At 62.9% G+C, this 12,389-nt stretch carries 12 protein-coding genes; 4 read left to right on the top strand and 8 right to left on the bottom strand.

Features of this window, described 5'->3' with window-relative positions:
• Positions 1-14 precede the first annotated feature (14 nt).
• Complete coding sequence (locus EN955_RS10195) at positions 15-551, bottom strand: L,D-transpeptidase (RefSeq protein WP_181172690.1); 537 nt, start codon at positions 549-551, stop codon at positions 15-17.
• A 144-nt stretch (positions 552-695) separates the two neighbouring features.
• On the opposite strand from EN955_RS10195, the gene EN955_RS10190 reads away from it, so the two are divergent.
• The 4 genes from EN955_RS10190 (at position 696) to EN955_RS10175 (ending at position 4,189) form a co-directional block, all read left to right on the top strand.
• A complete protein-coding gene (locus tag EN955_RS10190; protein ID WP_013528898.1) occupies positions 696-1,379 on the top strand; it encodes a response regulator transcription factor in 684 nt (227 codons plus the stop codon).
• A 121-nt stretch (positions 1,380-1,500) separates the two neighbouring features.
• On the top strand, positions 1,501-1,956 hold the full coding sequence (locus tag EN955_RS10185; RefSeq protein ID WP_013528897.1) for a Crp/Fnr family transcriptional regulator: 456 nt from the start codon (positions 1,501-1,503) through the stop codon (positions 1,954-1,956).
• A gap of 214 nt (positions 1,957-2,170) precedes the next feature.
• Positions 2,171-3,226 (top strand): glycosyltransferase family 9 protein, encoded by a 1,056-nt coding sequence (locus EN955_RS10180; RefSeq protein WP_164752839.1) that lies wholly within the window; start codon positions 2,171-2,173, stop codon positions 3,224-3,226.
• A gap of 288 nt (positions 3,227-3,514) precedes the next feature.
• Positions 3,515-4,189 (top strand): hypothetical protein, encoded by a 675-nt coding sequence (locus tag EN955_RS10175; RefSeq protein WP_024505001.1) that lies wholly within the window; start codon positions 3,515-3,517, stop codon positions 4,187-4,189.
• Positions 4,190-4,217: 28 nt separating this feature from the next.
• Here the strand turns inward: EN955_RS10175 and EN955_RS10170 are convergent, their stop codons facing one another.
• The 7 genes from EN955_RS10170 to tesB all read right to left on the bottom strand — a co-directional run bounded on the left by EN955_RS10170 (position 4,218) and on the right by tesB (position 12,386).
• Positions 4,218-5,024, bottom strand: a complete 807-nt coding sequence (locus EN955_RS10170) for an exodeoxyribonuclease III (protein WP_013528894.1) — start codon at positions 5,022-5,024, stop codon at positions 4,218-4,220.
• Positions 5,025-5,196: 172 nt separating this feature from the next.
• A complete protein-coding gene (locus EN955_RS10165; protein ID WP_024505000.1) occupies positions 5,197-5,880 on the bottom strand; it encodes an outer membrane lipoprotein carrier protein LolA in 684 nt (227 codons plus the stop codon).
• 151 nt (positions 5,881-6,031) lie between these two features.
• Positions 6,032-8,707 carry a DNA translocase FtsK gene (locus EN955_RS10160; RefSeq protein ID WP_013528892.1) on the bottom strand — a complete coding sequence of 892 codons (2,676 nt, stop codon included), beginning with the start codon at positions 8,705-8,707 and terminating at the stop codon, positions 6,032-6,034.
• 259 nt (positions 8,708-8,966) lie between these two features.
• Positions 8,967-9,242, bottom strand: a complete 276-nt coding sequence (locus tag EN955_RS10155) for a hypothetical protein (protein ID WP_013528891.1) — start codon at positions 9,240-9,242, stop codon at positions 8,967-8,969.
• 325 nt (positions 9,243-9,567) lie between these two features.
• The gene (locus EN955_RS10150) at positions 9,568-10,749 is read right to left on the bottom strand and encodes an ammonium transporter (protein ID WP_224619141.1); all 1,182 of its coding nucleotides are present in this window, start codon (positions 10,747-10,749) and stop codon (positions 9,568-9,570) included.
• 205 nt (positions 10,750-10,954) lie between these two features.
• Positions 10,955-11,293 carry a P-II family nitrogen regulator gene (locus EN955_RS10145; protein ID WP_013528889.1) on the bottom strand — a complete coding sequence of 113 codons (339 nt, stop codon included), beginning with the start codon at positions 11,291-11,293 and terminating at the stop codon, positions 10,955-10,957.
• 217 nt (positions 11,294-11,510) lie between these two features.
• Complete coding sequence (gene tesB / locus EN955_RS10140) at positions 11,511-12,386, bottom strand: acyl-CoA thioesterase II (protein WP_013528888.1); 876 nt, start codon at positions 12,384-12,386, stop codon at positions 11,511-11,513.
• Positions 12,387-12,389: the final 3 nt, after the last annotated feature.

Raw genomic sequence — 12,389 nt, 5'->3', positions numbered from 1 at the left:
CCCCTACTCCCCTACTATCTTACCACCCTCACCACCGTCCGGTCCGACAGCAGCGGCAGCAGCCGCGCCATGGTTTGCGCCGTGACAGCCACACAGCCTTGCGTCGGCGTGAAGCCGGGGCGCGCCAGATGGAAGAAGATGGCGCTGCCGCGTCCGCGCCGGCGCGGCGACAGGTTCCAGTCGAGCACCAGGCAGGCGTCGTAGAGCCTGTCGTCGCGCCGCATGCGTTCGTGGCTGGCGCCATAGGGAATCCTGACCGGCCTGTTGTAGTTGCGGTCGTCAGGCACTTCGCACCAGCCCAGATCGGGCCCGATCGGCGTCATCGCCAGCCGGGTCCTGCGGCCGCTGGAGAACTGATCCCCCCGGAAATACCCCGACAGGATCCGCATCGCGGCCAGCGGCGTGGCGCCATCGCCTTCGCGCTTGTCGGCCGAGATGCCACCGCGCCCCAGCGCACAGGCAAACACCGTTTTCCCGGCCTGCAGCAGGCCCTGGCTTGGATGCCCAGGCCTCGCCCGCACGGTCAGCACACGCAGCCCTTTTCGCAAAATTGCGCCGGCTGCATTGCGATCGTGTTTTTTCTTGTATGATCGTGCCACGGAACAAATCACTGTGAACGGCTGTTACGCCGGTCAGCTTCCGCATAAACAGGCAGCGGTCAACTGAATTTTCTTTTCAAAACAACGGATTGATCCATGACTTCACGCACCATACTGATCGTCGACGACGATGATGACCTGCGCGGCACGCTGGTCGAGCAATTATCCCTTTACGAGGAATTCGACGTGCTGCAGGAATCGACTGCGGCAAAAGGTGTCGCCGCAGCGCGCGGCGGCCTCATCGATCTGCTCATCATGGATGTCGGGCTGCCCGACATGGATGGCCGCGAAGCGGTGAAGATCCTGCGCAAGGGCGGCTACAAGGCGCCCATCATCATGCTGACCGGTCACGACACCGATTCGGATACGATTCTTGGTCTCGAGGCCGGCGCCAACGACTATGTGACGAAGCCGTTCCGCTTCGCCGTGCTGCTGGCGCGCATTCGGGCGCAGTTGCGCCAGCATGAGCAGAGCGAGGATGCCACCTTCTCGGTCGGGCCCTATACTTTCAAGCCCAGCCAGAAACTGCTGCTCGACCCGCGCGGCGGCAAGGTGCGGCTGACGGAGAAGGAGGCCTCGATCATCAAATATCTCTATCGCGCCGACCAGAAGGTGGTGACGCGCGACGTGCTGCTCGAGGAGGTGTGGGGCTACAATTCCGGCGTCACCACGCACACGCTGGAAACCCATGTCTACCGGCTGCGCCAGAAGATCGAGCGCGATCCTTCCAATGCGGAAATTCTTGTGACAGAAAGCGGCGGCTACAAGCTGGTTCCTTAAACATTTTCATTATCCAATGAGCGGCCGGGCGGGGCCGCTTTCGGGTACGATCCAGTTGGAGGGTGGTTTGGATCGAACTCGCAGAGGAGGAGTCGGACTGTCGGTTCGGGGACATAGCTAGATGGCGCTGGATGACGACATCCGCGTTCTGTCCGCCGTGAGGCTCTTCGAGGGCTTCACGCAGGAACAACTGCGCCTGCTCGCCTTTGGCGCCGAGAACACCAGGCTGATTGCCAACCACAAGCTTTATCGCGAGGACGACGAGGCCGATTCCGCCTATATCGTTGTCAGCGGGCGCATCGTGCTCTACCGGGAGCAGAATGGTGAACGCATCCCGATTGGCACGGCAGACCCCGGCACGATCCTGAGCGAACTGGCATTGATCGCCGACACCAACCGGTTGACCAGCGCCTCGGCCGAGATCGATTCGGAAGTGATGCGCCTCAGCCGCAAGATGTTCCGCCGCATCCTGGAGGAATATCCCGAGATCGCGGTCAAGCTGCACCAGCGCATCTCGGAGGAATTTCAGGCGATGATCCGCCGCATCGAGGAACTGGCGCCGCGCTTCTCCGGCTAGATCTAGCGTACCCACGAAGCTGCTGGCCTCGCGGCCGAAGGCAGAAGCGTTTTCAACGACAGCGATGAGCTGGTCGTGGCGCACTGCGGCCATCCGGACGCCCGGATCCAGCGGCAAGGCTCCGTTGACAGGCAAGAGGTGAAATCCTAAAGCACCTCGAAGGCGGCCGGCGCAGCAGGCGCCATCACCACCAGGCTCCTGGGGGGAGCGAGCCATGCCATCAGGGCGGTACGAGACCATTATCTTGTATTCCCGCAATGACGCGTTCGGCGACGGACTGATCCGGATTCCGGCATTGCGCGCCGCCAGAACGGCATTCCCCGATAGTTTCATCGTCTACGGAACCACCCGGTCGTCGTCCCTTGAACATAGCCTCAATCGCCATGCCCGCCATTTGGTCGATGCGATCAATGTGCGGACGCCGCTGGCGCGCCTGGTCGCCGATCACCGCAAGGGCAAGGAGCGATTGGCCGTCGTCGATTTCCGCATCTCGGCGCGTTGGCTGCTTCAAGCCTCGGCATCACTGCTCGGCCGCGGCATTGCCTATGAGGCAAACTTTCCGGCTTTCGCCCTTTCCTGGCGCCTGGGTCACAGGCCTGAAGCACGACCCGGGCACAATGCCTGGCGCTACCATCGCCTCATCGAACGCCTTGCCGGCAAGCGGCTGCCTTTCGATCATCGGCTGGAGCCTAGCCCGGCCGCACGAGCGGCGGCCAGGAGCCTTGCGGACGGCAAGCATGCTCCGATGATCATTATCGCGGCGCATGGCAGCGCCAGCAAGCGCATGTCGGCGGATCAGGTTGCCGCAATCGCCGACAGCCTGATCGCCGACGGGGCGAACCTTCTCTATGTGAAAACCCCCGGCGACGGTCCCGATATGGCTGAGCTGGCTCAGCGCGTGCCGAAGCTGCGGCTTGTCGATTCCGCCGCGATCGGAGGTGTCGATATCGGTGACATCTTGCTGGCGCTCGGCGAGTTTGCCGATCTCTACATCGGTGCCGAAGGCGGTACCGCACATCTCATGGCAACGGTGATGACGCCTATGGTTATCCTCAATGGCGGCGCCAACATGACCCGTTGGAAGCCGCTTTCGAACTGCGTGGACGTGATCGCGACCCGCCATGCCAGCCCGACCGGCCTGGTCGCCGATGTCCCGGCGCCGACACTCATCGAAGCGGCGCAACGGATGCTGGCGACACGCCGCCGCGACCATCCCCATCTGCCGGATAAGCCTGTCAGCGCAGCAGCCCTGGGGCAACGACATGCGTGAAGACGTGAAGCGCGCCGTTTGAGTTCGAATTTATTTGGACGCGCTTCGAAGCGTGCTGGGATTCAGGTCGGGCATTTGCAGGCCGGCCTCCCCTGAACATCGGCGCCATGGTACAATGGTTCGGTGGAGCGAAGCGCTGCAACCGTTCGATGCTGACCACCGGCACAATGCAGGCGGAGTTCTCGGCGCGGCAGAGCTGGCAGCCATCGCACTGGATTAGGCATAGGTCAGCACTTCTTGATCTTTGATTCCAATGGAGTTCCTCTCAGTCCTCTATGAGAATAGCAAATGCCAGAGAACAGCGCGCCGAACACAAAGCATGGCGGCGAATGGACAATAGCCTGGCGCTTGGTCGTGGTGGCGGCGGCGGCGATTAACGTTGCGATGCTCTTGGCCGCGCTGTTCGTCGCGCAAATTCGTGGTCTGGACGCGTGGATCTTTTATCGAGATCCGTCTGCAGCCGCCGGAGTCGGTTTCTATACGGGGTGGATTTCGTCCCTGGGTGCTTCGCTATGGATCGGCTCCGGCGCCGCGACCCTGTTTGCTGGCCTGCTCACGCGCCGATGGGATTGCACGTTTCTCGGCGGCCTTACCCTCCTCTTGGGCCTCGATGACCTGTTGTTGATCCATGAGGACGTGCTGCCCATTGTTGGGATACCAGAGATCGTTCCGATGATTGCCTACGCCGGCGCCGGGTTGTTCTGGTTCTTTCGGCTGCGACGAAAAACATTCGACGGCACGATCATCTTTGTGGCCGCAGGCTTCCTGCTGGCGATGTCAGCATCGATCGACCAGCTCGGAGAGCTGTTTCCTACCCCCGGTTCTGCGGCCGCCATCGCCGAGGACGTCGTCAAAGAGCTTGGCATCTTCCTTTGGGCGGCAGGTGCCGTTGGGTACGCGGCGATGGTGACACGATTGGGCCGTCCGTGGGTGGATCCAGCCGGTCCCAACTCTACAGACTGACTGCCGCACGCGGGCATTTTCGACCAGACTAGTCCAGATCGAACCGCGCGATGACAGGCACATGGTCCGACGGGCGCTCCCAGCCGCGCGCCAGACGCAGGATCTCGTAGCCGGAAAAGCTGGGCACAAGGTTCGGCGACGACCAGACGTGGTCGAGGCGGCGGCCGCGATTGGACAGCTCCCAATCCTGCGCGCGATAGCTCCACCAGGTGTAGAGCTTCTGCTCATCCGGCACGTTGAGCCGCATCAGGTCGACCCAGTTGCCGGCGCGACGCATCGCCTCGAAATTTTCCGTCTCGACCGGCGTGTGGCTGACCACGTTGAGCAATTGCTTGTGCGACCAGACGTCATGTTCGAGCGGGGCGATGTTGAGGTCGCCGACCAGCACCGAGCCGGACACCTCGTCATGTTCTGCCCGGATGGCATTCATCTCGGCAACGAAATCGAGCTTGTGCTTGAACTTCCTGTTGATGACGGGATCCGGTTCGTCGCCGCCCGCCGGGACGTAGAAATTATGCAGCAGGATCGCCTTGCCGCCGGCCCGCACCGTCACCGAGAGGTGCCGGCTGTCCTCGATTTCGCAAAAGCGTCGCTTTTCGACCAATTCGATCGGCCGCCGCGCCACGGTTGCTACGCCGTGGTAGCCCTTCTGGCCATGGAAGGCGATGTGCTCGTAGCCGAGCTTGCGGAAAGCCTTCTCGGGGAACAGTTCGTCGGGAACCTTGGTTTCCTGCAGGCACAGCACGTCGGGCGCATGCTCGACGAGCAGGCGCTCGACGATCGGCATGCGAAGGCGAACGGAGTTGATGTTCCAGGTGGCGATGGAGAAGGGCATTTGGCAATCCAGGACAGCGTGCAACCGGCCAGAACCGAGGGGTCCCGGCGGGGAAGACGCCTTTTGACGGAGTCGGTCCGGGAAATTGCCAGCCGCAAGCCGCAAAGACAAGCCGGGCAACGCTCGACGAGGCGCGGCCCGGTGCTTTCCACAGCTATTGGAGCGTTTGAAGCTAGCGCGCCTTGTTGGTGTTGAGCTCGCGGTTCGCCGTGTAGTCGATGGCGAAAGTATCCGGCGCGAAGCTGACGCCTTCCTTGGTGTTGAAGATCATCACCGTCGTATCCTTGCCCTGCGCGTCGGTGATCGTCCACTGCCGCAAGTCGAAGGTTTTCGGATCGAACATCATGGTGATCTTCGAATTGCCGAACACCGATTTGTCGGCGAGCTGGATGGTTGTGAGGTCGTCCTCCTGCTTGACGCTTTTGACGCGGTCGCCGGAGAGGTCGATCCTGTTGTCGAGCAGCAGCTTCAAGGGTGTCTTCGACAGCGGATAGAGATCGGACGTGTTGAGCCTCTTGTTCAGGATGACCACCGACTGGCCGTCTGAAATCACCCGGAAGTTCGAAGAGCCGTCGTAGTTGAAGCGGATCTTGCCCGGCCGTTCGAGGAAGAACTTGCCGCCGGTCTGCTCGCCCTTGGGGCCGAACTGCACGAATTCGCCGCTCATCGATTTGACCGAGGAAAAGTGGTCGGCGATCTTCTGCGCAGCGGCCGGCACAGCCGCCTGCGCCGAGGCCAGCACCTGGAAGCCGGGCACCGCGTTGAAGGCTGCCGCCCCTGCAAACGCCAGGCCGAGGCCCAGCAACTGACGCCGGGAGGGAGCAAATGTGCTGAGCGCTGAAAGATCGTTTTTCATATCGGTCACTCTCGTCTGATTCCTGAGTTGTTCTGTGCTTGGACCCCCAGTTGGGCTGAAATTTGGCGGGTCGGGCGTCCCTTGGTCGCTTCAACGCCTTGAAAGGTTCAAGGTTGCCGGACAGGGATGTCGCAAGGGTCAGGCTTTCTGGTCAGAACTTGTCCTCTTCGGTCGGCACCAGGATCTCGCGCTTGCCGGCATGGTTGGCCGGGCCGACGATACCTTCCTTCTCCATCTTCTCGATGATCGAGGCAGCGCGGTTGTAGCCGATGCCCAGCCGGCGCTGGATATAGCTGGTCGAGGCCTTGCCATCGCGCAGCACCACGGAGACCGCCTGATCGTAAGGATCGTCGGAATCCTCGAAATTGCTGTTGCCGCCACCGCCGCTCGCTCCACCCTTGCCTGACGGCTCGTCGTCATCCTCGCCATCATCCTCGGTGATGGCGTCGAGATACTCCGGCACGCCCTGCAGCTTCAGATGCGCGACGATCTTCTCGACCTCTTCATCGGCGACGAACGGGCCGTGCACGCGCTGGATACGGCCGCCGCCGGCCATGTAGAGCATGTCGCCCATGCCGAGCAGCTGCTCGGCGCCCTGCTCGCCCAGAATGGTGCGGCTGTCGATCTTCGACGTCACCTGGAAGGAGATGCGGGTCGGGAAATTGGCCTTGATGGTGCCGGTGATGACGTCGACCGACGGCCGCTGCGTTGCCATGATGACATGGATGCCGGCGGCGCGCGCCATCTGAGCCAGGCGCTGCACGGCACCTTCGATGTCCTTGCCGGCGACCATCATCAGGTCGGCCATCTCGTCGATGATGACGACGATATAGGGCATCGGCTCGAGATCGAGGTTCTCGGTCTCGTAGATCGCCTCGCCGGTCTGGCGGTCGAAGCCGGTCTGAACGGTGCGCGAGATCTTCTCACCCTTCTTGTCCGCCTGGCTGACGCGGGCGTTGAAGCCGTCGATGTTGCGCACGCCGACCTTGGACATCTTGCGGTAGCGGTCCTCCATCTCGCGCACGGTCCATTTCAGCGCCACCACCGCCTTCTTCGGATCGGTGACGACGGGCGTCAGCAGATGCGGGATGCCGTCATAGACCGAGAGTTCCAGCATCTTCGGATCGATCATGATCAGCCGGCAATCCTGCGGCGTCAGCCGGTAGAGCAGCGACAGGATCATGGTGTTGATGGCGACCGACTTGCCCGAGCCGGTGGTGCCGGCGACCAGCACGTGCGGCATCTTGGCGATGTCGACGATGACCGCCTCGCCATTGATGGTCTTGCCCAGCGCCAGTGCCAGCTTGGCCTTCGTCGTCTCGAAATCGCGGCTGGCCAGGATCTCCCTGAGATAGACGGTTTCGCGCTTGGCGTTCGGCAGTTCGATGCCGATGGCGTTGCGGCCGGGCACCACCGCGACGCGGCAGGCGATGGCGCTCATCGAGCGGGCGATGTCGTCGGACAGGCCGATGACGCGCGACGATTTGATGCCGGGCGCCGGTTCGAGCTCATAGAGCGTGACGACCGGACCCGGACGGACGGCGATGATCTCGCCCTTGACGCCGAAATCCTCCAGCACGCCTTCGAGCAGGCGAGCATTCTGTTCCAGCGCGTCCTTGGACAGGCTGGCGTCGCGCACCACGTTCTTCGGCTCGGAGAGGAAGTGCAGCGACGGCATTTCAAATTTTTCAGAGCCGATCAGCGATGTCTGCGCCTCGCGCTGCACACGGGCGCCTGGCACGGGGCGCGCCGCCGGCGCCTCGACGCGCGTGGCGGCATCGGAACGGAACGGCTGTACCTTGGCGGTCGGCGCGCCGCGGCGTTGCACGACAGGCTCATCGTCGAAATCGGCATCCTCGCCCGCATTGTCGAAGCGGTCGTCGAAGATATCGGCATCGTCGGGGTCGAGCGAGGCGCTGCGGTCATTGACCATGGCGGCGAAGAATTCCGGCTCGACGCGGGCGCGGCCATCCTGGCTCATCCGCTGCTCGGCGAACTCGGCCGATTCGACCCGTTCGGCGGCGCGGCGCCAGGCGGTGGAGCGCTGCTCCATCTCCGGCTCGTACTCGTCCCGCTCTTGCCTGCGGCGCACGGCGCGGCGGTGCATCCACGCGCGCAGCGACAGCCACCAATGGGTGATGGCGCCGAGCGCCAGGATGCCCTCGTCGCCTTCGTCCTCGTCATTGTCGAACAAAAGGTCGTCCTCGCGCGGATCGACGGCGGGCTCGTCCTCCATCACCGCAAAGCCGTTCTTGCGTCCGATCAGCGCCGAGCCATGGGCAAAGAGCCACAGTGCGGGCGCCGAAAGCAGGATGGCGATGATGCTGGCGATCAGCCCGGTCGGATAGCCGCCGATGACGACACCGGGGATCTTCAGCACCATGTCGCCGAACACGCCGCCGAGGCCGGTGGGCAGCGGCCAGGTCTTGGGCGGCACCACGCAGCCGACCATCGCAGCGGCCAGCAGCGCGAAGCCGAACCAGGACAACCCGCGCTTGGGCAGCCTGTCGACGCCGCGCGCGGAAAACAGCAGGAAGCCCCAGATGACCGTCGGAACCAGGGCGGCGACGGCGGCGAGGCCGAAGAACTGCATGGCGAGGTCGGAGAACACGGCACCCGCATAGCCCATGGCGTTGGTGACGGTGTTGTTCGTCGCGTGGGAAAAACTCGGATCGGCGACATTCCAGGTGGCAAGGCTGGCAACGCCAAAGGCGGCCAGCGCGAACAGGCCGACGCCAACCAGCCGCCCCACCTGACGCCGCGCGAACGCCTGGATGCCGTGCCCCGTATCGGCCAGCGCGAGCGGTGCTGAAGCCCCTGAACGCATGCTCTTCCCCGTCTGTCGTGGACTCGCCGGGTGCGTGGCGCACTCCGGCAGATTCGGGTCTCAGACTATCGGTGGGAAGGTTAAGGGCGCATTAACTATAAGAGGTTGAGACGCTCAAACCTCATTACCGCCGGTTGAGGCGTATGAGGCAATGTTGGACGACGGACCGATGGAGCTCCATCGAACGAAACAATGGCGGGCTGCCGGCCCGCCATTGGTCGTCTGAACAGAGATCGGGTCTCGGCCCGATCGCGGCAAATCAGTTGGCGCCGCCGAGCGCCTGCACATTGGCGCAGAATTCCGCATGCGGCTTGCTCATCGCCGCATCCTGGCATTCCTTCTTCATCGCTTCCTGCTTTTCCATCGGCATGGCCATGAAAGCTGTCTTGAAGTCCGCCATCGGCTTCATGGTTTTCATGCCGGAATCCGTGAAGAACGGCGCCATGTTGTCGGGCTCGTCCAGAGCACCGGCAAACGCCACGCCGCCGATCATGGAAAGAGCAAGCGCTCCGAGACAGATGTTCTTGAGGTTCATGAGATGGTTTCCTTCCCTGTTGTTTGGCACGAGCGTCAGAACGACGATCGTCCCCACGGTTCGGAACCAGAGCGGTCGTTGTTTCCTCAAAAAACATGATCACGCGAACGTGATTGCGTGAAGCCGGGCATTGCCGGAATGGCTTGCCAAAAAAAGAGGCCCGGATGCGATCCGGGCCTCAATGCGTGAACTCCTTTCGGGAGCGTCACGACGGGATCTTTCAAAGCAATTCCAGGAGAACTGTGCAGCGCTTTCCATTCGGAATTGCGTGGAGATATGGGGCCGGCGGGAGGAGGGTTCCGCCGGCCCCTTGGCTAAGCTGGCCTTACGGCACCACTTCGCCATGCTGGGAGATGTCGAGGCCTTCGACCTCTTCCTGGGTCGTCGGGCGCAGGCCGACAAGCGCCTTGACGATGTAGAGGAGCACGAAGGTGGCAATGCCGGTCCACACGATGGTGACGGCAACGCCGTAGATCTGCTTGCCGAGCGAAGCACCTGCGCCGAGGCTGTTGATCGCCGGGTCGGCGAGCACGCCGGTGAGCAGAGCGCCGACCACACCGCCGACGCCATGCACGCCGAAGGCGTCGAGCGAGTCGTCATAGCCGAACATGTGCTTGACCTTGACCGCCGAGAGGTAGCAGACGACGCCTGCGACGATGCCGACGATGAAGGCACCGGTCGGGTTGACGAAGCCGGAAGCCGGCGTCACCGCGACCAGGCCGGCAACCGCACCCGAGATGATGCCGAGCACGGAAGGCTTCTTGGCGACGATCCATTCGGCGAACATCCAGGCCAGTGCCGCCGCCGCGGTGGCAACCTGGGTGTTGAGCATGGCAGCGCCGGCAAGACCGTCGGCTGCCAGTTCCGAACCGGCGTTGAAGCCGAACCAGCCAACCCACAGCAGCGAAGCGCCGATCACCGAATAGACCAGGTTATGCGGCGCCATGTTGGTGGTGCCATAGCCTTCGCGCTTGCCGAGAACCAGCGCACAGACCAGACCGGCGACACCGGCATTGATGTGAACGACCGTACCGCCGGCAAAGTCGAGCACGCCCGCCGATCCGAGGAAGCCGCCACCCCAGACCCAATGCGCGATCGGCACGTAGACGACCAGCAGCCACAACGCCATGAAGATCAGCAGCGCCGAGAACTTCATGCGTTCGGCGAAGGCGCCGGCAATGAGCGCCGGCGTGATGATGGCGAATGTCATCTGGAACATCGAGAACACGAATTCAGGAATGTTGGCGACGCCCGGCAGCCACAGCGAGGCCGTGGTGATGCCGTGATGGAAGAACTTCGAGGTGCCGCCGATATAGCTGTTCACGCCGCCGCCGTCCGAGAAGGCCAGCGAATAGCCGAACATGAACCACAGCACCGTCACCAGGCAGGTGATGGCGAAGCTCTGCATGACGGTGGCGAGCACGTTCTTCTTGCGCACCATGCCGCCGTAGAACAGCGCCAGGCCCGGAATGGTCATCATCAGCACCAGCGCCGTCGAGGTCAGCATCCAGGCGGTGTTGCCGGTGTCGAGCACCGGGGTCGGGGCAGCAGCCGGCGCGGCCGCGGCTGCGGCCGGTGCCGCTTCCTGTGCGAAGGCGGCGACCGTGCCCAATGCTGCGAGAGCAAGCGAACCCAAAAGGGCAGCTCGTCCCGTCGTCTTCAAGGTGGAAGGAATATTCATTGAACTCTCCATTGGAATACGTGATCGCCGCTCAGAGCGCGTCGGTGTCTGTTTCGCCGGTGCGGATGCGCACCGCCTGATCGATGCCGAAAACGAAGATCTTGCCGTCGCCGATCTGGCCGGTCTTGGCGGCTGCGGTGATGGCTTCGACGGCCTTGTCGACCATGTCGGCACTGACCGCGACTTCGATCTTGATCTTCGGCAGGAAGCTGACCGCGTATTCCGCCCCGCGATAGATCTCCGTATGCCCTTTCTGACGCCCGTAGCCTTTGACTTCGGTGACGGTCAGGCCCTGGATGCCGACGGCGGTGAGCGCTTCGCGCACCTCGTCGAGCTTGAACGGCTTGATGATTGCCATCACGATTTTCATAAGGTTTCACCCTTTGCTGTTGCGGTCCCCCGCGTTTGCACACCTTCACCGATCCCAAAGAGCCGGAGAGTGCCCACAAGGATTCAAGCTCCGTGCCAAGTGCCGAAGCAGGGTGTTAACCCACTGTAAACAAAGAGATTAGGGAGTGCGCCGACGCAACCTGCCCACAGCTGCGGCGATACGTCTGCTTAAAAATTAGGCAAATTCTGAAAAATGCCTACTCTGCAGGCGACCGCTTGAGCCGGATCAGCCCTTCCTGCGCAACCGAGGCAATCAGCGTACCGTCGCGGGCAAACAGCGAGCCGCGTGTAAAGCCGCGCGAGCCCTGCGTCGACGGGCTGTCCTGCGTGTAGAGCATCCAGTCGTCGAGCGCATGGCTGCGGTGGAACCACATGGCGTGGTCGAGGCTCGCCGCCTGGATATCGCGATCGAAAATGGCGCGGCCATGCGCGAAGGTCGATGTGTCGAGCAGCGTCATGTCGGAGAGATAGGCGAGCACCGCTGCCTGGATGGCGCGGTCCGCCGGCACCGGACCGGTGGTGCGGATCCAGATGTTCTGCTTTGGCTCCAGCTTTTCGCGGCTGGTGTAATGCTTCAGCATCACCGGCTTCATCTCGATCGGCCGGTCGCGCTCCCAGTAGCGTTTGATCCCATCGGGCACCGCCTCGCCGAATTTGCCCAGCAATTCGCGTTGCGACAGCAATGTGTCCGGCCCCGGAACGTCCTGCGGCATCGGCACCTGGTGCTCCAGGCCGACCTCATCCTGCTGGAACGAGGCTTCGAGCGAAAAGATCGCCTGGCCGTGCTGGACCGCCACCACGCGCCGCGTGGTGAAGGAGCCGCCGTCGCGAATGCGGTCGACCTCGTAGACGATCGGCACCTTGGTGTCGCCGGGCCGCATGAAATAGCCGTGCAGCGAATGCACGTACCGATCGGGATCCACTGTCCGCTGCGCCGCCACCAGCGCCTGGGCGATGGTCTGGCCGCCGAACACGCGCTGCCAGTCGAGCAGCGGGCTGCGACCACGATACAGATTGTGTTCCAGCTTCTCGAGGTCGAGAATGCCGAGAAGCTCGTCCATGGCTGCCGTCATATT

Origin of the sequence: Mesorhizobium sp. M7A.F.Ca.CA.001.04.2.1 (assembly GCF_003998485.1) — a bacterium.
GTDB classification, from domain to species: Bacteria; Pseudomonadota; Alphaproteobacteria; order Rhizobiales; family Rhizobiaceae; genus Mesorhizobium; species Mesorhizobium ciceri.
The sequence above is the reverse complement of the archived record's forward strand: the minus strand, read 5'-3'. Positions and strand labels throughout refer to the sequence as shown.